Origin of the sequence: Motiliproteus sp. MSK22-1 (assembly GCF_001968815.1) — a bacterium.
Taxonomy (GTDB): domain Bacteria; phylum Pseudomonadota; class Gammaproteobacteria; order Pseudomonadales; family Balneatricaceae; genus Motiliproteus.
The window spans coordinates 1-25,601 of sequence record NZ_MIEQ01000035.1 but is presented as its reverse complement, the minus strand read 5'-3'; the positions used below and the strand labels follow the sequence as shown (position 1 = coordinate 25,601).

At 45.5% G+C, this 25,601-nt stretch carries 24 protein-coding genes; 5 read left to right on the top strand and 19 right to left on the bottom strand.

Annotated elements, in window-relative coordinates; translation table 11 throughout:
* Positions 1–58 precede the first annotated feature (58 nt).
* The 3 genes from BGP75_RS09460 to rpsA all read left to right on the top strand — a co-directional run bounded on the left by BGP75_RS09460 (position 59) and on the right by rpsA (position 5,097).
* Positions 59–2,158 carry a carboxy terminal-processing peptidase gene (locus BGP75_RS09460; protein ID WP_076718101.1) on the top strand — a complete coding sequence of 700 codons (2,100 nt, stop codon included), beginning with the start codon at positions 59–61 and terminating at the stop codon, positions 2,156–2,158.
* A gap of 64 nt (positions 2,159–2,222) precedes the next feature.
* Positions 2,223–3,005: a hypothetical protein gene (locus BGP75_RS09455; protein WP_076718098.1), complete on the top strand. Its 783-nt coding sequence runs from the start codon at positions 2,223–2,225 to the stop codon at positions 3,003–3,005.
* 415 nt (positions 3,006–3,420) lie between these two features.
* Positions 3,421–5,097, top strand: a complete 1,677-nt coding sequence (rpsA, locus tag BGP75_RS09450; protein ID WP_076718096.1) for a 30S ribosomal protein S1 — start codon at positions 3,421–3,423, stop codon at positions 5,095–5,097.
* Positions 5,098–5,306: 209 nt separating this feature from the next.
* On the opposite strand, the gene BGP75_RS09445 is transcribed toward rpsA, so the two are convergent.
* The 6 genes from BGP75_RS09445 to dnaX form a co-directional block, all read right to left on the bottom strand.
* Positions 5,307–5,753 (bottom strand): YcgN family cysteine cluster protein, encoded by a 447-nt coding sequence (locus BGP75_RS09445; protein WP_076718093.1) that lies wholly within the window; start codon positions 5,751–5,753, stop codon positions 5,307–5,309.
* Positions 5,754–5,771: 18 nt separating this feature from the next.
* Positions 5,772–6,059, bottom strand: a complete 288-nt coding sequence (locus BGP75_RS09440) for a YcgL domain-containing protein (RefSeq protein WP_076718090.1) — start codon at positions 6,057–6,059, stop codon at positions 5,772–5,774.
* Between the two features lie 49 nt (positions 6,060–6,108).
* Complete coding sequence (gene rnd / locus BGP75_RS09435) at positions 6,109–7,332, bottom strand: ribonuclease D (protein WP_083704724.1); 1,224 nt, start codon at positions 7,330–7,332, stop codon at positions 6,109–6,111.
* The gene (gene recR, locus BGP75_RS09430; RefSeq protein WP_076718087.1) at positions 7,329–7,925 is read right to left on the bottom strand and encodes a recombination mediator RecR; all 597 of its coding nucleotides are present in this window, start codon (positions 7,923–7,925) and stop codon (positions 7,329–7,331) included. The genes rnd and recR overlap by 4 nt, the downstream gene beginning before the upstream one ends.
* 149 nt (positions 7,926–8,074) lie before the next feature.
* Positions 8,075–8,401 (bottom strand): YbaB/EbfC family nucleoid-associated protein, encoded by a 327-nt coding sequence (locus tag BGP75_RS09425; RefSeq protein ID WP_076718085.1) that lies wholly within the window; start codon positions 8,399–8,401, stop codon positions 8,075–8,077.
* Between the two features lie 44 nt (positions 8,402–8,445).
* Positions 8,446–10,644: a DNA polymerase III subunit gamma/tau gene (gene dnaX, locus BGP75_RS09420; RefSeq protein WP_076718082.1), complete on the bottom strand. Its 2,199-nt coding sequence runs from the start codon at positions 10,642–10,644 to the stop codon at positions 8,446–8,448.
* A gap of 275 nt (positions 10,645–10,919) precedes the next feature.
* Between dnaX and BGP75_RS09415 the strand changes: the two genes are divergently transcribed.
* Entirely contained in the window at positions 10,920–11,552 is a 633-nt protein-coding gene (locus BGP75_RS09415) for a hypothetical protein (protein ID WP_076718080.1), read from the top strand.
* A 25-nt stretch (positions 11,553–11,577) separates the two neighbouring features.
* Here the strand turns inward: BGP75_RS09415 and BGP75_RS09410 are convergent, their stop codons facing one another.
* The 9 genes from BGP75_RS09410 to BGP75_RS09370 form a co-directional block, all read right to left on the bottom strand.
* The gene (locus BGP75_RS09410; RefSeq protein WP_076718078.1) at positions 11,578–12,426 is read right to left on the bottom strand and encodes a methylenetetrahydrofolate reductase; all 849 of its coding nucleotides are present in this window, start codon (positions 12,424–12,426) and stop codon (positions 11,578–11,580) included.
* Between the two features lie 47 nt (positions 12,427–12,473).
* Entirely contained in the window at positions 12,474–13,370 is an 897-nt protein-coding gene (locus BGP75_RS09405) for a DMT family transporter (protein ID WP_198939323.1), read from the bottom strand.
* A gap of 351 nt (positions 13,371–13,721) precedes the next feature.
* Entirely contained in the window at positions 13,722–14,297 is a 576-nt protein-coding gene (locus BGP75_RS09400; protein WP_076718073.1) for a thioredoxin domain-containing protein, read from the bottom strand.
* A 75-nt stretch (positions 14,298–14,372) separates the two neighbouring features.
* Entirely contained in the window at positions 14,373–15,950 is a 1,578-nt protein-coding gene (locus tag BGP75_RS27380) for a TRAP transporter large permease subunit (RefSeq protein WP_076718071.1), read from the bottom strand.
* Complete coding sequence (locus BGP75_RS09390) at positions 15,947–16,474, bottom strand: TRAP transporter small permease subunit (RefSeq protein WP_083704723.1); 528 nt, start codon at positions 16,472–16,474, stop codon at positions 15,947–15,949. The genes BGP75_RS27380 and BGP75_RS09390 overlap by 4 nt, the downstream gene beginning before the upstream one ends.
* 408 nt (positions 16,475–16,882) lie before the next feature.
* Entirely contained in the window at positions 16,883–17,947 is a 1,065-nt protein-coding gene (locus BGP75_RS09385) for a TRAP transporter substrate-binding protein (RefSeq protein ID WP_076718068.1), read from the bottom strand.
* A 221-nt stretch (positions 17,948–18,168) separates the two neighbouring features.
* Positions 18,169–19,419 carry an LVIVD repeat-containing protein gene (locus BGP75_RS09380; RefSeq protein ID WP_076718066.1) on the bottom strand — a complete coding sequence of 417 codons (1,251 nt, stop codon included), beginning with the start codon at positions 19,417–19,419 and terminating at the stop codon, positions 18,169–18,171.
* A 217-nt stretch (positions 19,420–19,636) separates the two neighbouring features.
* The gene (locus tag BGP75_RS09375) at positions 19,637–20,341 is read right to left on the bottom strand and encodes a cytochrome b561 domain-containing protein (protein WP_076718063.1); all 705 of its coding nucleotides are present in this window, start codon (positions 20,339–20,341) and stop codon (positions 19,637–19,639) included.
* A 271-nt stretch (positions 20,342–20,612) separates the two neighbouring features.
* Positions 20,613–21,110: a YbhB/YbcL family Raf kinase inhibitor-like protein gene (locus BGP75_RS09370; RefSeq protein ID WP_233152896.1), complete on the bottom strand. Its 498-nt coding sequence runs from the start codon at positions 21,108–21,110 to the stop codon at positions 20,613–20,615.
* A 581-nt stretch (positions 21,111–21,691) separates the two neighbouring features.
* Here BGP75_RS09370 and BGP75_RS09365 point away from each other — a divergent pair.
* Positions 21,692–22,348 (top strand): TetR/AcrR family transcriptional regulator, encoded by a 657-nt coding sequence (locus BGP75_RS09365; protein ID WP_076718059.1) that lies wholly within the window; start codon positions 21,692–21,694, stop codon positions 22,346–22,348.
* A gap of 218 nt (positions 22,349–22,566) precedes the next feature.
* Here the strand turns inward: BGP75_RS09365 and BGP75_RS09360 are convergent, their stop codons facing one another.
* The 4 genes from BGP75_RS09360 to BGP75_RS27725 all read right to left on the bottom strand — a co-directional run bounded on the left by BGP75_RS09360 (position 22,567) and on the right by BGP75_RS27725 (position 25,302).
* On the bottom strand, positions 22,567–23,058 hold the full coding sequence (locus BGP75_RS09360; protein WP_076718056.1) for a RidA family protein: 492 nt from the start codon (positions 23,056–23,058) through the stop codon (positions 22,567–22,569).
* Positions 23,059–23,139: 81 nt separating this feature from the next.
* Positions 23,140–23,538 carry a VOC family protein gene (locus tag BGP75_RS09355; protein ID WP_076718054.1) on the bottom strand — a complete coding sequence of 133 codons (399 nt, stop codon included), beginning with the start codon at positions 23,536–23,538 and terminating at the stop codon, positions 23,140–23,142.
* A 34-nt stretch (positions 23,539–23,572) separates the two neighbouring features.
* The gene (locus tag BGP75_RS09350; RefSeq protein WP_076718052.1) at positions 23,573–24,364 is read right to left on the bottom strand and encodes a glycine betaine ABC transporter substrate-binding protein; all 792 of its coding nucleotides are present in this window, start codon (positions 24,362–24,364) and stop codon (positions 23,573–23,575) included.
* A gap of 743 nt (positions 24,365–25,107) precedes the next feature.
* The gene (locus BGP75_RS27725) at positions 25,108–25,302 is read right to left on the bottom strand and encodes an SH3 domain-containing protein (protein WP_158070083.1); all 195 of its coding nucleotides are present in this window, start codon (positions 25,300–25,302) and stop codon (positions 25,108–25,110) included.
* Positions 25,303–25,601: the final 299 nt, after the last annotated feature.

The following is a 25,601-nucleotide window of genomic DNA, read 5'->3' as shown; positions in this document are numbered from 1 at the left end:
GGCTTCTCAATGGAACTGATATATCCATATACTTGTCTGATGGACGTTGACTCGATAAATGAAGCGCGAAGTACTAATGCCTATGCTGCCAATCAAATTGATTAAAAGTGTCACCCTGACTGTCTCGCTATTAGCGATCTGTTCACCTAACTTACTGGCTTCCACTGATCTCCCTCTGTCTAAGCTGGAACCAGAAGCCACGCATACGAAAACCTTACGCAGCCTGGCTAAAACCTTACGATTAGGGCATTACCGTAAACTTATTGTTGACGACCAATTCTCCTCCCAACTATTTGATGCTTATCTTGAAAGACTGGACAAAAATAAACTTTATTTCCTTGCCTCCGACATAGAAGAGTTTGAGAGTCATCGATACAAACTTGATGACGGAATCGCCCAGTCCGACCTGGACTTTGCCTTCAAGGTTTTTCACCGATACCAGCAAAGAACCAAAGAACGCCTGGAGTATCTGTTAACGCGAATAGAAGCAGGACTTGACGATCTTGATTTCGAGCTCAATGAACAACTGGAAGCAGATCGCTCTGAAGCTCCCTGGTCAACCAACAGATCTCAACTGGATGACCTTTGGCGTAAGCGTCTGAAAAGCACAGTCCTGAATTTCAGACTTTCAGACAAAAACACCAGCGACACCGAAAAGTTATTACGAAAGCGCTACCAGAATCAGATTAACCGATTGAATCAGGTCAATAGCGACGATGTATTTCAATCTTACGCAAACGCTCTGGCCAGCCTTTATGGACCCCATACACAGTATTTCTCACCTCGCCGATCAGAAAACTTCGACATTGACATGCGCTTGTCGCTAGAAGGTATTGGCGCAGTACTACAAACTGAATATGAAAATACCAAGATCGTTCGCTTGATACCGGCAGGTCCCGCAGACAAAACAGGCCAAATAGGCCCGGGGGATCTGGTTGTCGGTGTTGGACAGGATGAAAATGAAGAGATGGTTGATGTCGTAGGCTGGCGCCTGGATGAAGTCGTAGACCTGATCCGTGGTCCAAAAGGCAGCACCGTGCGGCTACAGATTATTCCAGCAGGCAGCGATGACAAGCTCACTAAAGAAGTAGTGATTGTACGTAACAAAGTAAAACTGGAAGAACAGGCTGCACAGAAAAAAGTACTGGAAATCGAACGCAATGGGAAAACTCACAAGCTGGGTTTGATTAGCATCCCCACATTCTATATTGATTTCAATGCGCTGAGAGACGGTGACCCCAACTACAGAAGCACCACTCGAGATGTTGAGCGGTTACTACAGGAACTGATGGAAGAAGACATTGAGGGACTTATTGTCGATCTTCGTAACAATGGTGGAGGCTCACTTCGAGAGGCCGTGGACCTTGCCGGTCTGTTCATACCTCAAGGCCCGGTTGTGCAAATCAAAGATTCCTGGGGACAGGTCAGAGTTGAATTTGATCAGGACCCGAAACACTATGAAATTCCTTTAGCCGTCATGGTTAATCGACTCAGTGCTTCAGCTTCAGAAATTTTCGCAGGCGCCATAAAGGACTACAACCGAGGGATCCTGGTTGGTAGTCAGACCTTTGGCAAAGGAACGGTTCAGGTCATGCACCCATTGAATGCAGGACAGCTAAAACTGACTCGCGCCAAATTCTATCGAATATCTGGCGACAGCACACAAAATAAGGGAGTAATGCCCCATATCACCCAACCCTCTCTCTATGATCCGGATGAAATAGGTGAAAGCAACGCCAAGGGCGCTTTACCCTGGGATCAGGTGAAACCTCTGCCTCACCTGAACTTTCCTGATTTCAATCACTTACTCACATCTTTGGATATAGCCCATCAGCAGCGCATTGAAGACGAACCCGATTTCCTGGCGATGTTTGAACAGATTGACTATATGAAGCAGCGTCGGCAGGAGAACGACCTGCTCCTTAATGAAGTTGCGTTGAAACAACGCCGGGAAAGAGACCAGCAATGGCGTTTGGATTTGGAAAATCGTCGTCGACATGCTAAGAATCAGCCACCCATAGAATCTTATGCGGAATTGGAGCAGCTTGCAGAAAACCAGCATAATACTGATCCTGAAAAAGACGCTCTCCTTAAGGAAAGTGGTCAGGTGTTACTGGATTTTCTTAACCCGAAAACTCTCCAGGCAAGCAATAATTAGCATCCGGTCAACAGTACCTGGCGATAACAAGACATAACACATATAGCTGGCAGAACTAACAAAGATGAATTCTAAAAAACTCATTCTAGGTGCCGTAGGTTTTATCCTGTTGATAGCACTCGGCATCGGCGGCTATTTTTTAGCAGTCAAAGTTGGTCAAGTACACGATGAAAATGTTGACGCCCTGGCAGGCTTTGGTAGTGCCGTCACCCCTATCAGTCGGGGAGCTGATGATACCAGAAGCGTAACCACTGGCGTTGACGGCCAACTACAGATCCCTTCGAGTATCGGCGAAGAAAACCTGGCGGCCACTGACAAAATCATTATATCTCTGAGCAAAGAAAAGGAGGCATTGGTATCAGAGCTTGCGGGCTATCGGAAGAAAGTCGCCAAGCTCGAACAGGAAGTGGCACTGCTGCAAAATTATAAAGATAATAATGAGCGCTTTGCCCCGCGACTACTCAAAGATGAGCGGGAAAGAGCGATTAAAAATTTGGCCTCATTCCTTGAGCAATCAAAAGATGCCGATCGATTTACTGAATTTCAGAAAGAAGCGATGGCACTGGAATCTGCCAATGTTTACCTTGATGTACTAAAACAATACCAATTAAGCCTTAAAGAAGAACAAAAAGATCTGTTGTTATCCCAGCACCTCCCTCCTTTTGCATTTTGTATCGGAGATAGTATTGGTATTGTTGCCAATGACCGTCGAGAGGAAGCCATGTTGTTGAAGTATTTCCGCACCAATGATCCCTCCCCGTTGAGCCCTTCTCTCAAAGAAGACATAGATACAATCAAATCTCCCTGCATCAAGGACCTTAACAGCCGTATCAATAGCCTTTTATAAGATTACCTGCGACCACTTTCTTGCCCGAAGAAAGAACTTTAATCAGAGTAGCGCTTTAATCAGCAAAGCGTTGTTATCAACACCAGCACTGAAAACAACTCAATACTTGCTTGGTGGCTCAGGAGCTTCACCCATAAATATCGGCACATTAAGCTGTCTCCAGATAGCCGGCATAGCGCTTTCTTTAGATTAAAGCTCCACATCCAGTACATCGTGCTATGCTTATTGGTGGGTTGTAAAATATAGTCTATTGCATTTTGTTAATTTGCTGTATAATTTGCGCTCCCTTAGTCTGCGCTCGTTCACTTATTAACCAGCTTGTGAGAGGCGCTAATACTTAACTGACCTGTATCTGCTGGTGCTACAGGCTTAGAAACGGTGATCGGACAATCGTCCGAATCCCATAGGATTAAAAATGAGCGAAAGCTTTGCTGATCTTTTTGAAGAATCCCTAAAAGATATCGATATGAAACCCGGTTCACTTGTGACTGGTACTGTTATCGATATCGATGACGACTGGGTTACTGTTAACGCCGGTCTGAAGTCTGAAGCTGTTATTCCCCGCAACCAATTCATCAACGCAACTTCCGAGTTGGAAATCGCTATCGGTGATGAAGTCTGTGTTGCTCTGGAAGCAGTTGAAGATGGCTTCGGTGAGACAAAACTGTCTCGCGAAAAAGCTAAGCGCGCTGAAACCTGGCAGGAACTGCAGAAAGCATTTGATGCTGAAGAGACTGTTACCGGCGTTATCAACGGCAAAGTCAAAGGTGGCTTTACTGTTGCGATCAACAACATTCAAGGCTTCTTGCCTGGTTCTCTGGTAGACGTTCGCCCTGTTCGCGATGTTGACCACCTGGAAGGCAAAGAGCTGGAATTCAAGCTGATTAAGCTGGATCCAAAGCGCAATAACATCGTGGTTTCCCGACGTGCAGTTCTTCAAGAAGCGAACAGCGCTCAGCGCGATGAGCTTCTGGCTACAATCCAGGAAGGCATGGAAGTTAAAGGTTTCGTTAAGAACCTGACCAACTACGGTGCATTCGTAGACCTGGGCGGCGTTGACGGCCTGCTACACATCACTGACATGGCTTGGAAGCGTATCTCTCATCCAAGCGACATGCTGACTCCGGGCGATGAGATCACCGTAAAGGTCATCAAGTTCGACCAAGAGTCTGGTCGTTTGTCTCTGGGTCTGAAGCAACTTCAGGAAGATCCATGGGCCGACATCAAGCAGCGCTACCCTTCTGACACCAAGATCAAGGCTCGCGTTACCAACCTGACTGACTACGGCTGCTTCGCTTCACTGGAAGACGGTGTTGAAGGTCTTGTACACGTATCCGAAATGTCCTGGACTAACAAGAACATCCATCCTTCCAAAGTTGTACAGGTGGGTGACGAAATCGAAGTTATGGTTCTGGATGTTGACGAAGAGCGTCGTCGTATTTCTCTGGGTATCAAGCAGTGCGCTGGCAACCCATGGGTTAACTTCTCCGAGAAATTCAGCACCAATGATCGCGTAACAGGCACCATCAAGACCATCACCGACTTCGGTATCTTCGTTGGTCTGGAAGGCGACCTGGACGGATTGGTGCACATGTCTGACATCTCTTGGGATGCCGACAACGAAGCTGCTCTGCGCAACTTCAAGAAAGGCGAAGAAGTGGAAGCTGTTATCTTGTCTATCGATGCAGAAAAAGAGCGTATCTCTTTAGGCATCAAGCAACTGGACGGCGACCCATTCAACGATTATGTTTCTGCTCATGCTAAAGGCACTATCGTAAACGGTACTGTTAAAGCCGTAGAAGCGCGTGCTGCTACCGTTGAGCTGGCTGAAGGTGTAGAAGCGTTCATCAAGGTATCTGAGCTGAGTGTAGAGCGTATTGAAAGCGCTGCCGATGTTCTGAAAGAAGGTGATCCTATCGAAGCCAAGATCATCAACGTTGATCGTAAGAACCGCTCAATCAGCCTTTCCATCAAAGCTAAGGACGTTGCTGAAGAGAAGACTGCTATGCAGAACCTCAATAAGCAACAGACTTCTGTTGACGGTCCTACCACTATCGGTGACCTGATCAAGCAGCAAATGGAAAACCGTTAAGCGACAGCCTAACAGCTAGGTACTAGCCCGGTAACTAGCCAAAAAAGGAGCACATCAGTGCTCCTTTTTTTATATCTCAGTTCGTTATTTCCCTTCTCGTTGCTTCCCCTTCTCTTTGCATTCCTCACTGCCAATATAGCTGTCTGAAAAAGAACAACAGAAACCATTACAATCAGAATAAAACCTCAACCTTTCAGGTAGCAGCAAGCCTAAAGCTCCACCCCCTCCAAAACATGATCAAACCACTCTTGTTCCGATACCTCTGACTCAGAAACGGCCCATGCCCTGACTGACACGCCCGCGCGGTGCACAGAATCTGGATCTCCACTGATCAGGGGATGCCAGGACTCGAGCTTCTTACCTTCAGCGATCAAGCGATAAGCACATGTTTTTGGCAACCAATGAAACTCAGCTACATCCTCCGGCTTCAACCGAAGACACTCGGGAACCTTCTTTATCCGATTGGTGTAATCCTGACACCGACAGCTGTCAATATCGAGCAACGTACAAGCGATGCGAGTATAGAACAGCTCATCAGTATCTTCGTCTTCAATTTTATGAAGACAGCATTTTCCGCAACCATCACACAAAGACTCCCACTGGGACTGATCCATCTGAGCCAGCGCTGTTGTTTCCCAGAAGGGCTGAGCAGCCATAAATAGTACCCTCGGATATCAGTACTTTGCTTCTGTCGGAGTCTTATAGAGATCCAGCATATACTCTTCTTTTGCTGGCGGCATCTGCAAATAAAAACCCTGCTTTTCAATCTCCTCCAGAACTTTATCAGCATCAACTCTAGCTAGTTTTTTTCCAGGAGTAATAAGCAATGTCATCACCTCTACAGGTTTTCCAAAGCTGGATAGCAAGACCTCAGGTACTCGCGAAAGAGCCTCACGTTTATCAACGTAAAGATACATTTCATCTTTTTTAGCGCTTTTATAGATACAACAGATTCGTTTCATTGGGTTACCGTTTTACTTCTGTACCAATGGAGTTAATCAACTGAACCAGCTATTCTGCTTTATCAATCGACTGTAATTGTTCCAGCAGTTGCTGGCCAACAACCTCTTCACGCCAGCCTTTCAATTCGACAGGCAACGCAAATTCCTGGCCGTCGAGACCGCTACGAACAAGCTCTTCCAGGTCTTTTCTTCTGACCAGCATCTCGGGAGCCAGCTCAAGTTGATCGGCTACTTGCCTGATGGTTTCTTTCAAAGGTTTCAAACGTTTTGCCCAACTGCTGGGCAAAGGTCGAGGTGGTGACTCCAGGTTAGGATCCAGAGGAGCATCCAGGGCGTCTTGTACTAACGTTAATAACTGCTTACCATCGGTGGATACTGTGCGACCGCGCATTTTCTCAACGGCAGCTAAAGCCCTCATGTTACCAGGAGGCCGTATTGCCATTTCCATAATAGAGTTGTTATGCAGCAGAAAATTTCTTGGCATATCTCTTTTTCGAGCCTCATCCTCGCGCCAGGCAGACAGCTCTTTTAATACCGCCAACTGTTTAGGCTGTAATTTCCAGGCCTGCTTAAAACGCTGCAGGTAACTGCGGCCATGATCAGCGGGCTGTGCCGCCGAATCCACCAGACGCTGACACTCCTCCATAACCCAGGCCAACTTACCCTGTTGACGCAGCCTGTCCGATAATATCTGATGAATTGGACTTAAATAGGTAACATCGATTGCTGCATAAAGCTTCTGAGCATCAGTGAGGGGGCGCTGTAACCAGTCTGAACGCGTTTCTTCTTTACCAACCTCTACTTGAAACAGGGTATCCAGCAAGCGTTGGTAGCCAATCGACAAGCCTAAGCCAAGAAAAGCACCAGCGACCTGACTATCAAAAATCGGTTGCGGTGCTGCGCCGAAACATTCAACAAACAGTTCAAGATCCTCTGAACAGGCATGAAGAATCTTCAACACCGAAGGGTCTGTCAAAACTCTGATAAATTCATCGAATTCAGTAATTTTCAACGGATCCAATAAGTAGCACTGGCCACAACAAGCCACCTGAATGAGCCCCGGTTTTGGGTAAAATGTATCGGTTCTTAAAAATTCAGTATCCAGCCCCAGCAATGGCTGTTTACGCCATTCAAGACAAAGAGCTGCGAGGCGCTCATTGCTATCAACCCATTCATAGTCTTCTGCGGCCTTATGAATAGCAACAAGATCTAAAGACTCAGTATTTACCTCACCTGACTTGGTCTCAACCATAATCGACTCTGGATTAGTCACAACTGTTTACGTCCTGCAAATGCATGAGCCAGCGTGCCACCGTCTACATACTCCAACTCGCCTCCAAGAGGCACCCCATGTGCAATACGGCTGACCTTCACGCCCAACGGCTTTAGCTGCTCAGAAATATAATGAGCTGTAGCCTCTCCTTCCACCGTTGGGTTTGTTGCCACAACGACTTCAACGATCTCAGACTGAGTAATATGCTCCAGCAACTGCGGCATGCCGATGTCCTCTGGCCCAAGACCATCAATCGGAGAAAGATGCCCGTGAAGTACAAAGTAACGACCACTATAGGTCCCCGATTGCTCTACCGCCAAGACATCGGCAGGCGTTTCAACAACGCACAATATCGAGCCATCACGGCGTTGATTGGAGCAAAGCAAACAAGTTTTCTCCTCCGTGTAGGTCCGGCATGTCTGACAATGCCCAACTTGTTGCATAGCATCACCCAGTGCTGCTGCCAATACCAGCGCTCCCTTTCGATCACGTTCCAACAGCTGAAACGCCATTCTCTGTGCGGACTTGGCCCCAACTCCAGGTAAACAACGCAAAGCACTGATCAATTCGTCTATCAGCGGACTAAATGCCATAGGTCACGATTACTCTTCTAACGACTTAGGAAGGAGCTGTACCGACAAGAGCTGTATCCATCATTGCTCATGAGAGTCACTAACTACGAATAACAGGTGGACATTGACCGTACAACACCCAAAACAAACAACCTGACGATGAAAGGACGTTAGAACGGCATTTTAAACCCAGGAGGCATTCCCATCCCACCGGTCAATCCTGACATTTTTTCCTGAGTCGAAGTCTCAATTTTACGAACTGCATCATTGATAGCCGCAGCGACCAAGTCTTCCAGAATATCTTTGTCCTCCCCCATTAAACTGGCATCAATATTCACCCGTTTAACATCATGACGACCATTCATCTGAATTTTGACCATGCCAGCACCTGACTCACCGGTAACCTCGGCATTGGCAATTTCTTCTTGGGCTTCCTGCATTTTCTCCTGCATTTGCTGAGCCTGTTTCATCAGGTTGCCCATTCCACCTTTTAACATCTTCTTTTACCTCTTTATTAAACAAATATAGAACCTGTATAGGATCATGGATTAATCGGCTCTACCGAATTCACATCAACGACTGCCCCAAACCGTTCTATCATCGCCTGAACGTTAGGATCTTCCTGAATTGCTGCTATAGCACCTGCCAAGCGTTCTTTACGCCGACGCTCTTTATGCTGAGCAGGTGTCTCAGAGGCGCTATCACCTTCATTAAAGACCACCCGGACATTGCCATTAAAGTAGCTGGAAAGTGAAGCCTCTATTCTTTGTTGATGCGTATCGTTATAGAGATGCATCTGACGGCCGGGTAGTAAAAAACGAACAATCCCATCGTTATCGACAGGATCTCCGGCAGCTAAAGCTTCAACTCCGTCTACTGCGGCATTTGCAGCAATATTATACGTCATTCCTGACAAACCGATAACAGCCAGTAATCTGATCCAGTTTTCCCCATTAAGCTCAGACAAGCTGATATTGAGTTCTTCTTGCTCCTGTTCCCCTGAAGTGCCGACAATACTTCCCTCAGGGGTATCAATCTTTTTTACAGGAGGACTGACTGTTGTTGGTTGCAGGCCAGTCGGGTGTTCTTGATTTGCGGTTTGCTGTGGGCTAATAACCGCTTGAGGGTTATCTAAGGAAACTGAGCTGACTGCAGAATCGCCCCAGGGAGGAGCTTCGTCCAGGTCAGGAATACCCTCAGAATGCGAAGCTCCTGAATCAGGCGCTACTGCAACAGGATCATTGGGAACAAACTCTGTTGTTGAAGCCAAAGCTTTGTCTTCATATTGAGAGCCGGTGTCTTCGATAACGGGAGCACTGTTATCTGAACGACCTACCGTCGCAGACTCCTGTAACGCAGAAACCTGAGGTATCGTAACAGACGCCTCAAGACTCCCCGGAACGGCTTCCTGTAGTGGCCTTGATGGCTTTTGTTGACGATCCGGTTCTGGAGTCAGCTCAGCGGAGTTTTGAGTTGAGTTCTGTCCTGTGCCCACAGCTATGGCAGAAGTATCAACACTATTGGAATCAAAAAAAGCCCCCTCTGAGTGATCTGCTGAAGACGATGGGGACGACATCCTGTCCAAGTTATTGATATCTGGAGGACCATCAGCCGTATCGGGACTGCCCGGCTTGGGTAAGGCGACTTCCCCGGAAGAAACGGGTCGAAATGCCAACATACGTAGCAGCGTCATTTCAAACCCGTCTCGAGGTACAGGAACCAATGGTAAGTCCTTGCGTCCACAAAGTGCAATCTGATAGAACAGCTGAACATCTTCAGCCCGAATTGAACGAGCCAGAGAGAGCACCGCCTCCTGGTCTCCGAGGCTATTATCTATACTATCGGGAAGTATCTGAGCCAAAGCGACCCGATGCAAAAGCCCCAGCAGCTCAGCCAGTACATCAGAAAAATCAGCACCAAATTCCGCCATGCTGGCCACCGCATCCATCACCTTAGCCGCTGACCCTTCAGCTAACACAGCTAGCAGTTTAAGTACCTGCTGCTGATCAACACTGCCAAGCATGGCCCGAACATCCTCTTCCAGCAGCTGTCCGCTGCCAAAAGATATGGCCTGATCTGTCAGACTTAAAGCATCACGCATACTGCCATTAGCAGCCCGGCTCAGAAGCCATAAAGCGGGATCTTCAAAGTCTATTTGCTCTGCGTTCAATATATGTTTCAGATGATCAACGACTCGCTCTGGAGACATGTTCTTCAAATTAAACTGCAGGCAACGAGATAAGATGGTAACCGGCAATTTTTGAGGATCAGTGGTAGCAAGCAAAAACTTGATATGGGGAGGAGGCTCTTCCAGGGTTTTTAACAATGCGTTAAAACTGTGAGTCGAAAGCATGTGAACTTCGTCTATCAGATAGACCTTAAAACGCCCTTGAGTCGGTGCATACTGAACATTCTCCAGCAGTTCCCGAGTATCCTCTACCTTGGTTCTGGATGCCGCATCAACCTCGATAAGGTCAACAAATCGCCCTTCTTTGATTTCCCTGCATGGAGAACACTCACCACAAGGAGAAGCACTGACACCATTCTCACAGTTCAGCGATTTGGCAAAGAGCCGCGCAATGGATGTCTTTCCCACCCCGCGAGTGCCAGTAAACAAATAGGCATGATGAAGACGCCCTCCGTTCAGTGCGTTAACCAGCGCCTTAAGCACATGATCTTGCCCCACCATCTGATCGAAAGTTGAAGGCCGCCACTTTCGGGCGAGTACCTGATAACTCATGCAGTAATAGCCATCGCTGAAAAAGGTTGTTTATTCATTGTTGAAGATAAAGCCCTATGCTAGCGATAAGCGCCTTGGATAGCCAGCATATGGAAGCCTATCAGCTAATTTCAGTGATCAATTCAACTATTGACTCAGCTATTGATTCAGCTATTGCAAGAACAGTATTCAATCAATTTCTCTTGATCTGAATCTATGGCCTAAACTCTCTATTAGCCATACAGTTAAAGTGACTTAAGCAAGCCCATCAAAGCGTTGTCAGGACAGTCTCACTTATGGCCCCTTTAGATTTTGCAAACAGCCCAATACTGCATCAAAAACGTAAAGGTATCGTTATGACCCCAGAAGAGGTTTTTCAGAAACTGGATAAGGTAATCCGACCTAAATACGCCGATATCGTATTTAACCCTTCGGGAATTTGCAGCCGAACCTTACAGGTACCTTTTAAAGACAAGTCAGGGCTGCACTATACGCTGACACTGTTTATTGAGGTCGTAATGGCACCAACCACCGGTGTTGCTACTGGGGTCAGAGTCACTTACCCACCACAACACAGCTGGGAAGCAAGCACCGAAGAGCTTGAAAATTCAAGCAAAAGCTGCGAGTTGCTGTTTGATCTAATCAGTGACCTGGGACATGAGGCGCTGACCCGCGAACGTCAGACCCTGAAAGTTCTTAATAACCGCGACCTGGGAATCCAGCTAGCTCGACTTTGCCATGCCAATGGCAACACCGAGGTATCAGAAACCAGTGATCGCTTCTCTCTTAAAAACGGCCCCTTGCAACTTAATGTGCAGATTACTGAAAACAGCTCCCCCAATCCTCACGCCTCTGTGCAGATAAGTGTCGCTGGAGTGGAAAACAAGCAGTTACTTAATTCACTTAAGATGTTGTTACAGCAAGCATAATCAGCCGAAGTAGAAAAGCCCCTGGTTACTCACAAGGTTGAGTTGCAACGCCCTTCATCCAGAGCATCACTGTGGACAGATCCCCCATAGGAAAAACATGCAGGCGCACATCACCCAGATCACGATCCTGAACACCTTCCCGAAACGCCTCGAGAAAATCTGCTGGACCAACATTCCCCAATAACGAAGTGACCTGCCAGCCATACTGACGTAAAAGTCGCAGGGATGTACCCACGCGACACTGACCGGCAAACTTAAGCAGTCCCTTTACTGTGGACGGACTTGGAATACCAATACGGATTGGCACATGAATCCCCTCACTCCTGATCTGCTCAACCCAAAAGATAACCCGTTCAGCGTCAAAAGACAGCTGCGTCGTAATCTCTACAGAGAATCCCCTGGAACTAAGCTCATCAACTTTACGCTTTAGACAGGCCCACAAAACCTCAGTATGAATTCGAGGATGCCCCTCTGGATAACCAGCAATTCCGACAGTCTTTATATCAAACCTGTCTAAAATATTACTGTTTATCACGTCCAACGAGTCGGCAAATACCCCCTGAGGAGTTGATGGATCTCCACCAACCAGAAAAATACTCTCGATCTGGCCGACCTGCTTCGCTTGCGTTAGATAAGAGTCAAGTACCCAGGCTGACTCCAGCCTGCGGGCGGAAATAATGGGCATAGGACAAACTCGGCTGGCACAAAGCACTTCGATAGCTGACAGTCGCTGGTCAAAGGTTTCATTACCTAAGAACGCAACTTTTACCTGGGTGCCTTCCGGAACATCAGACAGCATCTGAAAATGCTCAGCGCCTTGAGCCGTCGTTTCCAGAGAAAAGTCAGAAAGCATGCTGGAGTAAGCATCATCCATTTAATGACCCCTCATTACTATCAACCACTAAACAAAACTATCAACCACTAAACAAAATCTCGTTTAGGCTCTGACGCAATACTCCAGCGGTTATGTACCAGGGTATAACAGCCACTCAACACAATAATCACCCCACCTAGCAGCATCGCCATATCCAACTGTTCATCAAATACGACTGCACCTATGAATACTGCAAATAACAGTCGGACATAACGAAATGGAGCCACAACGGAAACATCTCCGGTGCGCATCGCAATAGTTAAACATTGGTAGGCTATAACACCAAAGACAATGGCCCCCGTCATTAGGCCGCTTGCTACCAAATCAATCCTCACTACCGACCCCGTATACATTTGCATAGCCAGTCCGGTGGGTATCATTATAAAAAACCCGTAAATACCTAATTGCATATTGGACAATACAGAAGGTGCCGCCCGGGTAGCCAGGTCCCGCCCTGCAAATCCAATCATCCCTATTACCGCAAGCAGAGATGCCGGCTCAAAACTTCCCGCCCCGGGGCGAATAACAATGAGTACCCCCACGAAACCGACGAGAACCGCACACCAGCGTCGAAACCCGACCTTCTCTCCAAAAAACAAAGCCGCGCCTGCTACAACAACCAGAGGAGTTGCCTGCAAGATAGTTGAAGCACTTGATAAAGGTGTCAGGGTAATCGCTAATATAAAAAACAATCGCCCTGTTACTTCACAGGCTGCACGCAACAATATGGGGCGCGACAAGATTGCAGGATGAATGATTGCTTCTTTTCTTCTCCATGTGAGCAGCATAAATATCAACATACCGCCCAATCCAAAAATGGCTAACACGACCCCAGTAGGAACAGTGTTTGCGACGGCTTTTATCAACATGTCCTCAATAGCAAAAGCCCACATTGCAAGCACCATGAAAATGCTTCCACGGGTATTGGACGAATATAATCTCATTCAGTACTCATTATGCTCTGCGTGACTCAGATCTGATATTGGGCTCCATCCCACAAAATCTACCCCACATAATTTTTAAAGAAACCCCGTTAACAACAAAGCATTGGTTTTATCGCAACAGAACAAGAGTATGTGATAACAGACACAGGGCACAGATTCAGATTAATCCATATTCACAGTGCCAAACCAGAAGAAAGCAAATCTGCACACTATGATTTTTGCCAATCTGTACCCCAGTCCTATGGAAGATCTGCACGATCCGAGGGATAAGCCAATTCCCGAATTTATCAGCAAATTAAGAAAACAGCCATTTTATGGCGGTTGAATCAGGGGCCATCCCTGTTAAAACGGCTATGGTAAACTCAGTATCTCTATCCATTCAGCCACTTCTTGCCCGCTGCTCATTTCTGTCGAAATAATGCCGTCCACCATAAATGTCGGTGTGAGATGAATTCCATTCTGCCTTGCATACTTCGCATGCAGCTTCATCTCTGAATGAAGACTGCTTTCCTGAAATGCCTTGCCCACATCGATCCCACTGTAGCAGGAAATAAGTTCGATCACCTCCGCTGGGGTTTTATTGAGATTTGGACCTTTACAATGATCGGTAAATTCAAATTCCTCTCGATGTGAAAATACCGCCATCATCACCGCCTTGGCATTATCTCTTCCTGCTGCACCTGTTTCTATGGTCGACGCAGCAAAAATGGACCGCGTCACAATACTTGAAAAAAGGTGCCAGGGTTGAGAGAGCAACCATATCTTTACGGTCAATGATTCTTCTTTTGCCTGTAAAAGTAATGGATCAATTTTTTTAAACGCTTTAGCCGAAAATGGACAAGTTGGTTCCAGAAAAACTTCAAGCACAGGTGAACCTCGACCCCAAACCAAGGGATCCGGCTTACCAAACAGATTTAGGTTATTCATTCACATCTCCCAGAATCAACCTCAATTCAAATAAACTATTTTATTATCCTGTTAATTTTTATATGACTCCCTCCCCTAACCATATATAACCTCTGGCAACCAAGTAACAATACTGGGGAACAGAGTCAGAACAATCATTGCAATTAGCTGAACAAATATAAAAGGTATTACTCCCTTATAAATACCTACGGTAGTAATTTCTGGTGGAGCAACTCCTCGAAGATAAAAGAGAGCAAAACCAAATGGAGGTGTTAAAAAAGATGTCTGCAAGTTCATGGCAATCATCACACCCAGCCACACTGGATCCAATCCCTGCATCAGTAACGTGGGTGCGACCACCGGAACAACAACAAAGGTAATTTCAATGAAATCCAGAAAGAATCCCATCAAAAACATAATCACCATGACTACCAGAAATGCGCCGTAAACGCCTCCAGGGAGATCATGCAACCAACCATGAACCAGCTCATCTCCTCCCAGCCCCCTGAATATCAGGGAAAACAGGGTCGCTCCGAGAAGAATTGAAAAGATCATGGCAGCCAGATTCATCGTTGATCGACAAACATTCACCAAGGTATTACCTCGGTAAATGGTTATCAGAGAAACAGAAAAACCAGCCAGGAAAAATAACGTAAGTGCTACGGCCAGAATCATACTGAAAAGTTCAACGCTGCTTCTTACCTCTCGTGCGAAAGAAAGATTCACCTGCCCGGAAAGCACAAATATAACCAGCAATGAAATCAGGCTTGCGTACAGCCAGGGTCGAAGAGAGGAGTTTTGCTTGATTGCGGCTAAAAAACAGGCTCCTGTTGCCCCAACAGCTGCTGCTTCCGTCGGTGTTGCCAAACCTGCCAGGATTGACCCCAGCACTGCAATCACTAACCCCAAAGGAGGAACCAGCGCCTGAAGCGTTTCAACAATCGTTGGCACATCCGAAAGATCAGAACCTTCAGCGGAGGCTTTTGAAGGGGCAAGATGAGGATTACGAATAGCAAATATAATCTGGTAGACAATATAGAGAGCCACTAACAATATGCCCGGCAGCAGGGCCCCGGCAAACAGATCTCCAACGGACACCGTATCAGGCGCAAAAATCCCCTGATCCATTTGAGCACGCTGGTATGCAGATGAAATAACATCGCCCAGCAATACCAGAACAATTGATGGTGGAATGATCTGACCCAGCGTACCCGATGCACATATACTGCCAGCGGCTAATTTTGGGTCATAGCCCCAACGCAGCATCACTGGAAGAGAGAGCAGTCCCATCGTTGCGACTGTCGCTCCCACAATGCCCGTTGAAGCAGCTAAAAGCGCCCCTACAACGGTTACAGCAACAGCCAGCCCACCCGGTAAATGCCTTAACAGCCGGCCCATGGTATCCAGCAGATCTTCAGCAATTTTTGCCCGCTCCAACATGATCCCCATAAAGACAAACAGTGGAATTGACAATAAAATTTCATTGATCATGATGCTGAAGACCCGTTGCGGTAAAGCCGTCAGCAGTGAAATATCGAAATACCCGGAATACTCAGCCACCAAGGCAACAATGAGTGAAGACCCCGCTAATGTAAAAGCGACGGGAAATCCAAGCATTAAACTGAACGCAAGTGCAGTAAACAATAAAATTAACAGAACGACTTCCTGGCTCATGACCGGGGCTCCAGATATAGCCTGTGAAACGACTTAAGAAAAAGAGATAAACCCTGTAACGCCAGGAGTGTGATATAGAACAGCATCAATGTTTTCAGTAAAAATACGGCAGGTATTCCAGTTGTCTCTCGGGATCCCTCAAGCACCTCCCAAGATGCCCAGACATAGGGCCAGCTATAAACACTCAACACTCCAACAAACGAACCGATAAAAATCAGGCTACCAAGCATGTTTATTTGATCCTTTGTTCGCTGTCTAAATCTGTGATAAAAAGCATCTACCCGAACATGAGCATCTTTTGATAAGGTATATCCAACCCCACATAGAAAAACGCTAGCATGCAGATAGATAATACTTTCCTGAAGAAAAACAGATCCAAATCCAAAAACATAACGCAGTAGCACGACCATAAACTGGATAACCACCATGCCAATGGTAAGCCACGCAACCGAATTTCCGATAGAAACATTAATCCAGTCAATATAACTGCATATACGGAGTATAAGAGGCATTGGTGAGTTCATTTTATTTTACCTGATTGGTCAGAGTAATAATTTGAGTTATTTCTTAACCACGTTATTTTCGCATCACCTGAAGTTATTTTATTCATGCAGTAAAGACAGATTATTTCCATCACTGCAGCACTCTCCGGGCCTAATTTATTAAATAGTCAATATTGAAAAAACTAATCTTATTCAAGCTGACTCAGTAAATCTAGTTTCAAATCAGAGTTCAACACGCTGAGGAATATGGTCGTAACAAAACCACACCTTGGAGACTCCGGGACCTTCAGAGCAATTGGAAACAGAGGTAACGATTACTGGCAAGCTGATGGCCAGTCGAAATATAATGCCCTCTGCCGATGCTTTGAAAGCCCCAAAAGACTTGCTGAGAACCTGATGAACCCATTCACTGGTTCTTTCAGATTGATATTATTTCCGAATTGCCAGGTAGGGGATATCTGCTGTTTCTGCCCATTGTTTCTGACTGTCCAGGAAGCTTTTCCAGCTTTCATATACCTTCTTCGCAAACGGATCTCGCGCTGCATCGTCGGCAATAACATCATCAACGATAGCTGCTAAACGCGACAGAATATCTTCAGGCCACTTGTGTGTTTGAACCTCATGCTCCTTAATCAATTGCTCCAGAGATGACTGATTATGAGCATTGTATTCACCAAGCATCGCAGAGTTTTCAACCTCGGCCGCCGCTGCAATAATCGCTTGCTCTTCTTTAGAAAAGGAATTCCATAATTCCAGATTAATATACAGAGCAAATCCATGACCAGGTTCGTGGAAACCAGGATAATAATAGTGCTTGCAAACCCGCTGGAGACCAAACGCAAGATCATTCCAGGGAGATATCCACTCCACACCATCAACCGTCCCGGATTGTAAAGCGGTAAATAGCTCCCCACCGGGGATATTAACCGGCGTGGCGCCTAGATGACGTAACAACTCCCCCCCAAGACCGGGGTAGCGTAAGCGAAGTCCCTGGAGATCCTCAGCATCATCTATTTTCTTCACAAACCATCCCCCCATCTGCGGGCCGGTATTGCCTGCCAGTAGGGGCTTGACCCCAAACTCAGCTCCCAACTCATCCCATAGCTGCTGCCCTCCTCCATAGCGAATCCAGGCATAGTGCTCGTTCGCAGTCATACCGAAAGGAATAGTTGCGAAGAAATTGAACGCAGGATTCTTGCCGATAGCATAGTAAGAAGAGGTATGTCCCATATGGGCGCTGCCCGCCGACACGGCATCCATAACTTCCAGAGATGGAACTAACTCTCCGGCAGCATAAACCTGAACATTAATCGTCCCGTTGCTGAGAACCTTAATTCTTTCTGCAATCCTTTCTACACCGGTTCCAATACCTGGAAAATTTTTTGGCCATGAACTGGCCAGACGTAATTTTCGTGGCGTATTTGCCAACAAGGAAGTTGAAGCCAAAGCTGCTGTTGCTGCAGCGCCTGCTTTAAAAAAAGTACGACGTTTCATTTTTATTATCCTTCTAGATATACCAACATTTATTCCTATTACTTCTTATCTTTAAAGAATTAATAAGCTTTAATAAATCTATCCAAGACAGTTATTGTTATTTTAAATTAGTTAAAATTTTAAATAACAAATTATTATTTTAAAAAATATTAAAATAGGTCTTACTCATCAATCACCAGGTCTATATATTTACTAAAAAAACAGCGTTGCCTTAGCGACTATCAGGTGTATTCGAGAATAAACAGACCACCGTTATAGTCATTGCTGTAAACAAGACCTTCCTTTGATACCCACACGTCACAGGATTGAATAACCTTTGGTCTGTTTGGACGATGGTCAACCAAGCGACTTGGAGCTGGAGGCACAAATGCAGCGATCTCTTCTGGCCGGTAGGCATCTGAAATATCAGTCACCCGGATGCCGGCATTTTGGTAGGTCGAGAAAATAATCTGGTCGCTGACCAGCCCATCCGGACGGTTTTCATAAACATTATGAGGACCAAAATGGGCACCTTTACTACAATAATCAGCCTCAGAGGGAACCGGGAAAGTAGAAATACTGATAGGGTTTAAAGGCTCACGGATATCGAACACCCAGACATGCTTGATACCGTCTGCACAGTTATCCAGCACCGCCTCATCCAGAACAATCAGCAATTCCCGACCAGGCAAAGGCAGGCAGTTATGAGTTCCACCCCCAAATGGTGGTGACCAGTTTTTATGAGTGATCAGTGTAGGATCTGAGCGATCAGTCACATCAATCATAACCAAGCCAGCGTCACGCCAGGCACCATAAGCAGTATCGCCATGAACAATGGCATGATGCAACCCTGCTCGTGCCTCCCCTTCCTTCGGATACTCACCGGCAGCAGCATTCATGCCGGGTAGCCAATACCGTCCCGCCTCTTTAGGATTGGTTGGATCGGCCATATCAATAGTAATGAAGATATAATCGATAAACCCATCCAGCAGGACCGATGCATAGGCCCAGCGACCACCGGTATACCAGAGACGGTGAATTCCCCCTCCCTCGACCGGCATGAAAGAAATTTGTCGTGGATTGGCAGGGTTGGAAATATCGTAAACCGTCATACCCGCTGTCCAGTCACGCTTACGGGACAAGTCAGCGGTACCAACCTTCTTTCCGAGCGCACCTTTGTAATATTCAGATTCATCCTGAAATTCAGCGGCGGCAAACATATCTTTCGCATTGATCACCAGAAGCAGATCACCATGGGTTTGAAGGTGAATATTCCAGGTATTTGGAGGTGCTGACACGTATTTAACCGGCTTGGGATTTCTTGGATCCCTCACATCAATAATACTGAACCCTTTCGAGAACATGTGACCGGTGAAGGCAAAACCCTTATTAACCATCAACTGTACACCATCTGGACGCCCCCCCTGATCAGAGTGACCGATTAGCTTCATGTTCTTAGCGTATTCAGGCTTCGGAAGAATCGGGTGACCCATGTATACATCCCCCATTGTCAGGTTCAATGATTTCTATATTCAACAGCTCTGCGTCTGATTCACTGATGATGACACTGTCAATCATCGCTTTAGTACTACTCTAATCCACCTCAATAAAATTATCAAACGATAAATTTATCATTTGATAATTTTTTGCTGATATTCTCCCTATAGGCGAAAAGAACAGAAAGAGAAACCCCCACGCCCCTCGGATTGATTACCAGTTTTTCCGGGTCTTGTTGTAGTCATGCTTAGCGTTATAGCCAAAACATGACCTATAGGTATCTTGCTGGCGGTTTCGTAGATCAAAGAAAAAAGACAATAAAAACAAGCTAATAAATACACCCACCAACGCAATCGCAATACCTGGCATCCAGTAATTCATTAACCCTGTAGCGACCGCAGCGACAGCACAAAAAATCGTAAAATAACCCGCATTCTTGTGATATGCCTCGAAGACTCGCCGACGCAAGGTCATATCAAAATGGTCACCTCGCCACGTTGATGGGTCATTTGAATCAGCTCGACCATCATACATTCCTCCATGAGTGCCTCTGAACCAGGACGATACTATTTGGAGGCATCCCAACCCGACAGTCATCAGGCCAAACACAGAGTGAACTGAACCGCTAATACCGCCACTCACCAGCATCGCAACTGCCGTACCTGCCAGAGAGAGCGCCGCTGCCAGATATAACCCATATACATGAATGCTAAACCATCGCCATTTGGGAGAGAATTTTGACTGAGCGCTAATCCCGTTCAGTGTCGGTTTAGGTTTGAAATAGCGTAACGATATAATACAAATGGGAACCAATATGAACCACACGGAAAACATTAGAATCGCATGATAATTCCAATGAATATCAATCGTTTTTCCCAGAAAATCCAAATAAACTTCAGTAGGAATATTATTATTCATTTTAACTATCCGTTACTTATAAAAATAAGCACCCTACACATCAGTCAGAAACAATCCCTGTTAATTGATGAACACCTAGACTACTGAATAAAATCCTATATTTTTAATTAAACCCAGAACCCCAAGGTAACCAAAGTATTCAGGATGAACCCCCTCAGCCAACAGGTACCGGCAGAGTCAGAGTATTCAATCATCCTGATAGCTATAAAAAGGACATAACTTACAGCAAGCGTCCTTTTCAGATTAAATACGGCTGGAGAAAAATCGACTGTTAACCAGATCTGGGACCAGCCTTTACAGTAAAAGACGCTTTATCAATGGTATGTTGATATATAAAGAATCCCGCTAGCGCCCCGGTATGAACATCAGGAATATCAAGCTGCTCTACATCCAGAGCATGCACAGTAAATGTATACCTATGCTCGCGCCCCACCGGCGGACAAGGCCCAAAATAACCTGGAACACCGAAATCAGAGTTTGCCTCCAAGGCCCCCTCAGGTAAGTCACCTGATGGCAATAAAACGGTATCAGCAGGCAAGTTATAGACAACCCAGTGCCAGAATCCGCTGCCTGTGGGTGCATCCTCATCATAAAATGTCACGGCAAAGCTCTTAACCCCATTGGGTGGATTACTGATTTTCAGAGTAGGTCTCTCATTCTCTCCGGTACAGCCGAAGTCATTAAGATACTGTTCAGCAGCTATCCCGGCATAGGCTTCCAAAGTCGGACATGACAAACAAAAACCATCTGACAAATTTGAATCAGTCAACGCTCTTCTCCTTATCAAAATAGACATACGGACTAGAAGAATCCATCGGGATCTCCAACTAACTCCGATGTGAATTGATGATAATCTCATCACCAGAATTTATCAAACGATAAATTTATCAATAGATAATTTACCGCCTAAAAGATGAAAATAATTCATCAAAAAAATAGAAGAAAAAAGCTTGGACTAATTTTGTTCGCTAGCATTGATAGGGCATTGAGCGAACAACCCTCTCTTGATCCCCAACCGAAAACTCTAAAATAAATCTTGTATATCAAACATATACAAACAATCAATAATTATTTATTCAGAAAATATTTTCAAAATATTCTAAAGAATTATTCAAAAGCGGAACTGCGCAAAGCAACATAGTAGCGTTGAAAATATTGATTCTTAAGAGTGGTTTCTAACCCAATAGAAAATTGTTCAGACCTGCAATAACCTCAACACAACTTGTCCCACAACCTCTTTAGATATACAGTGTGGAGGCTTCCTATTGCCTGAATGGAATAGATACTCAACCCATTTCTACCAGAAGAAATAACCTCGTCTCACTGAAAATCAGAAAGAATTAATACCCCATGACAAATTCAAAGCCAGCTGATAAAGAAAAGAAATACCTAAGCGCTGATGAAAGAGAAAAGCTGATTGTTGATACGGCTATAATGTTTGTCTCAAAGAAGGGGTTCAAGTTTACAACCCGAGAGCTTGCAGAAAGCATAGGAATGACTCAACCTTTGCTTTACCGATATTTCAAAAACAAACAGAAACTTATTGATAGAATATTCGATGAAGTATTCCTGCGACGATGGAATCCGGACTGGGAGGTCTTAATACGTAATCGTGAGATTCCACTCAGAGAAAGACTAAAGAGATACTTGACTGATTATACAAAATCCATATTAGATGAAGAATGGATCAGGGTCTTTCTAGTGTCAGCTTTTGATGATCCCATAATCAGCCAGAAATACATTGCCATTCTTCACGAAAAGATTTTTAGTGTCCTGATTGAAGAAATTGCTACGGAGAATGGACTGAAGCTCTCACAGCACCCGGACAAAAAAAACCTGGCCACTGAACTTATATGGGGATTTCACTCCAGCTTCTTCTATTTAGGGGTACGCAAGTATATTTACCGACTTCCAATTCCAAAAAACATCGAAGCCATTGTTGATATGCGAGTTGATGTGTTCCTTGATGGAGCTATAGCAAACATCCATCACCTTACCGATCAGTAAAGACGGGAGTATTAAGGTTCTCTGTATAAGACCTTCAGAATAAGGCTTTCTAAACAGTACTCAACCTGAGAGAACCTATCTTTTGAACTGAGCAACCGGATATATCACCGGGATATCCCCGGGGATATATCGCAGCCATAACAAATAAACTCAGAGTTAATAACTATCTTGGAAAACACCGGAAGAATGACACCTGTGTCAATGTTTCTCAGCAGTTGTCATTCGACTTCAGCATATATATAGATAAGTGAAGTGCAATCGAGTGGCATAGCAGAGTTGCTATTCACCATACGTGAGTGACGTCCTTGTTCACCAAAAACCGCATTGATCAAATCTGAAGCGCCATCCAAAGCTTTAGGCTGACCCGTCCAGCGAGAATCACACTTAACGTTCAACACCCCTTCTACCCGGACAATTTGCTTTACGCGGCTAAGCTCACCAAGGTGTTTTTTCAATTGAGCGACGGCATTTAACGCAGATAAGCGACAAGCCTGATAACCATCCTCGTCACTGCGCTCCCCTCCCTGCCCTAACTGACCTCCGTACTTTAGCTCACCATCAATCCACGGAAGTTGTCCGGAGGTATAAACAATACTTCCTGACTGGACCAGCGGGGCGTAGTTTGAAACAGCATCAGGAGCATCCGGAAGCTCAAAACCCAAGGAAGTTAATCGAGATTCCGGGGTGATAACCGGCTTATAGATCGACATAATACTGACCTCTTGTTCTTATCGTTTGATGGTAGTGAAGGCAACGATATAACTTGTTATATCGCCGCTCCGCTATTGGAATTAACTTTTTTGCATCACCTGTATTTCTATGATCAGGCCTTCCGGCGCACGAACGAAAACCTGCCTGACCGATGAATCAGGTACAGTGCTGACAGAATAATTCAGCTTTAATTTAGCGAGTCTCTTCATAACCTCACCGTAATCATCACTATAAAAACTGACATGGTGAACAATGCCTTGCTCTGGCCTACCTGTCTTTTCCAAACGGCTTTGATCAATAGTAGTTACCGGATACTCAAAAATATGAATAACCTCTTTACCATCAGCACATAGAAAATACCCATCAAAAGGAAAGCTGGGTCTAAAACCAACTTCGAGCCCGAGCAGATCACAAAGAAAGTTCTTCATCCCTTCAGGATTTTTAGCACTCAAAGCCAGATGATCGAACCTTACTTTCATCTTCAGCTCCCTATCAGGCGTCCCAAAACTGAAATCAGCTTTCTTTTGAACCCTGTGATTGCAACCACTGAAAAGTGACCTCATCCAGGGGGCGGTTTTCTCGAGACACTTGATAATCAAGCTCAGCAATAATGTCATTCGAAAAGCGTAAAGCATCCAAAATATTCAGCTGCGCTTGGCTAAACAGTGTTTTTTTATCCTCTCTAAGCAACAAAACGGCTCTATCAACAGTACCCAACAGCCCTTTTGGTTCTTTTATTTCGCGAATATCATATTTGTAGTGCAGAAACTGCGGCTTCCACAGAGGAACGACAATCCATTCCTGACTGGCAACAGCTCTTTCAAAGGCGTTGAAGCAATCCTCTTCCGTACCGGTATGGAACCTGTAACCGGCCTTACTCAGCTGATATCTATCCATCATTTCAATCGAGAAACGAGTAATTCCCGCGCCAGGATTTATGCCTTGGATATCAGGTTTCATTTTCGCTAAAACATCCGGCTTTAGTAAATCGGCTACCCCAGCGACCATCTCAACAGGTACATAAGCGGGCACCCCCCACAGCGCATAGGGCTCATAGTGCAAACCCAACTCAATAAGAGGTACTGATTCTTCAACATCGCTCTTGTACACCCCGTGACTGGACGGCAACCAGGCAGAGCTCAATAGATCAACTTCAGCCGTTTTCAGCTTTTTAAAGTTATCCTGGTGTGGCGAGTAAATTCTATTTACCTCAAAACCCATACTCTTTAGGGTATGAACAACCAAAGAGGCCGTAACGCGGTGAAAAGACAGATCAGTAACGCCAATAGTGATAGTTTTCGACATAATTCGGCCCATTGTGGTGGTGTAGTCCGGACAACGGCTGTTGATTGACCCGATAGCCAAAAAACGCCCACGAAGCCTTCAGCACTTTGAGAGCAACTAGCAACCAGGCATACTCGGTGTAGCCCGCTTTCTGTGGAAACTAGCACGTCGACTGGATTTAGGTTTTCCAGAGAACCCTTCTTAACGGAAATAACATTAAGCAGGCAGCTCAATATCCGCTAAGACTGCAGATTATCTGATAGATAAAGACTTGGTATCGCCGATGGCTTTCACGCTATCTCCCGGCCCGTTCATTGTTGGAGAAATAGTAGCTCCTGATTACCACAGCTTAAACAGCAGAATAATTGAAACATTATCAAAAAATATTGGAGAGTAATGCTAATAGAAGATAGTCAGTAAGCGGTTGAAGTAACAAAATTTCGCCACATAAACGGCCAGTCGCTAATTTGCTCAAGACTTCGTCGATACACAGCCCAGCCACTTGTTCCCTACGCGACTGCAGAAAGGCAAACCATGCTGATTTACAGAGAATATTATGGATATAAGCAATTGGAGGCGGCTCCGCCAGCCTAGGGCCAACACACTCCAAAGCCTGATGACCAGGGCCTTTGGGGGATACAAGAATACCACATGTACCAAAGAAATGTACCGGAACTTAAGGCAGTTACTATACCCTCTTGCTCCGATTTCTAGCCAGTGTCCATCGTATTATAGGGATCACACACCTTTAGGCTATTAACGGCTCATCGCGGTCTGCGGTGATTGAAGTAAGCGGTGTGCTTAGTAAAGACCCAGCCTTGCAAGTAGTCTTTGCTTAGTACATCCCAATACCTGACTTCTATCCAGTTCCTTTTCTTGGAAATGACGGTAACAACTTGCCCTTGGTCAAACTCAGAGAGAATCTCGGTCTTTCTTGAAGGTCCTTTCCTTAGCCTCACGTATGTGTCAGGGATAAAACGTAAGTCACTGAAATCAAACTCTGGTAGCTGAGTAGGTAAGCTCTTTACCTGTTTGACTAACTCCCTCTTAGGGGCATCTTTAAATCTAACCAGGATGTCATGGACGTAGGGTTTGACCAAGTGTAAGCGATTGAGGAACCCACCTTGATTGGGTGGGTTTGTTATTCTAGGGTAGTCGGTTTTCTGTAAACTAGGACTCAGCTAAAGCCAAGGGTAAGTTGGGTTAGCGCAACGTAACCCAACAACAGCTTTTGATCAGGAGGGCTGATCGTTCCAGG

Excerpts from the sequence above, each read along its gene's own strand:
- BGP75_RS09460 (WP_076718101.1), top strand. The coding sequence starts at position 59 with ATGAAGCGCGAAGTACTAATGCCTATGCTGCCAATCAAATTGATTAAA.
- BGP75_RS09455 (WP_076718098.1), top strand. The coding sequence starts at position 2,223 with ATGAATTCTAAAAAACTCATTCTAGGTGCCGTAGGTTTTATCCTGTTG.
- rpsA (WP_076718096.1), top strand. The coding sequence starts at position 3,421 with ATGAGCGAAAGCTTTGCTGATCTTTTTGAAGAATCCCTAAAAGATATC.
- BGP75_RS09445 (WP_076718093.1), bottom strand. The coding sequence starts at position 5,753 with ATGGCTGCTCAGCCCTTCTGGGAAACAACAGCGCTGGCTCAGATGGAT.
- BGP75_RS09440 (WP_076718090.1), bottom strand. The coding sequence starts at position 6,059 with ATGAAACGAATCTGTTGTATCTATAAAAGCGCTAAAAAAGATGAAATG.
- recR (WP_076718087.1), bottom strand. The coding sequence starts at position 7,925 with ATGGCATTTAGTCCGCTGATAGACGAATTGATCAGTGCTTTGCGTTGT.
- BGP75_RS09425 (WP_076718085.1), bottom strand. The coding sequence starts at position 8,401 with ATGTTAAAAGGTGGAATGGGCAACCTGATGAAACAGGCTCAGCAAATG.
- dnaX (WP_076718082.1), bottom strand. The coding sequence starts at position 10,644 with ATGAGTTATCAGGTACTCGCCCGAAAGTGGCGGCCTTCAACTTTCGAT.
- BGP75_RS09415 (WP_076718080.1), top strand. The coding sequence starts at position 10,920 with ATGGCCCCTTTAGATTTTGCAAACAGCCCAATACTGCATCAAAAACGT.
- BGP75_RS09410 (WP_076718078.1), bottom strand. The coding sequence starts at position 12,426 with ATGGATGATGCTTACTCCAGCATGCTTTCTGACTTTTCTCTGGAAACG.
- BGP75_RS09405 (WP_198939323.1), bottom strand. The coding sequence starts at position 13,370 with ATGAGATTATATTCGTCCAATACCCGTGGAAGCATTTTCATGGTGCTT.
- BGP75_RS09400 (WP_076718073.1), bottom strand. The coding sequence starts at position 14,297 with ATGAATAACCTAAATCTGTTTGGTAAGCCGGATCCCTTGGTTTGGGGT.
- BGP75_RS27380 (WP_076718071.1), bottom strand. The coding sequence starts at position 15,950 with ATGAGCCAGGAAGTCGTTCTGTTAATTTTATTGTTTACTGCACTTGCG.
- BGP75_RS09390 (WP_083704723.1), bottom strand. The coding sequence starts at position 16,474 with ATGAACTCACCAATGCCTCTTATACTCCGTATATGCAGTTATATTGAC.
- BGP75_RS09385 (WP_076718068.1), bottom strand. The coding sequence starts at position 17,947 with ATGAAACGTCGTACTTTTTTTAAAGCAGGCGCTGCAGCAACAGCAGCT.
- BGP75_RS09380 (WP_076718066.1), bottom strand. The coding sequence starts at position 19,419 with ATGGGTCACCCGATTCTTCCGAAGCCTGAATACGCTAAGAACATGAAG.
- BGP75_RS09375 (WP_076718063.1), bottom strand. The coding sequence starts at position 20,341 with ATGAATAATAATATTCCTACTGAAGTTTATTTGGATTTTCTGGGAAAA.
- BGP75_RS09365 (WP_076718059.1), top strand. The coding sequence starts at position 21,692 with ATGACAAATTCAAAGCCAGCTGATAAAGAAAAGAAATACCTAAGCGCT.
- BGP75_RS09360 (WP_076718056.1), bottom strand. The coding sequence starts at position 23,058 with ATGTCGATCTATAAGCCGGTTATCACCCCGGAATCTCGATTAACTTCC.
- BGP75_RS09355 (WP_076718054.1), bottom strand. The coding sequence starts at position 23,538 with ATGAAAGTAAGGTTCGATCATCTGGCTTTGAGTGCTAAAAATCCTGAA.
- BGP75_RS09350 (WP_076718052.1), bottom strand. The coding sequence starts at position 24,364 with ATGTCGAAAACTATCACTATTGGCGTTACTGATCTGTCTTTTCACCGC.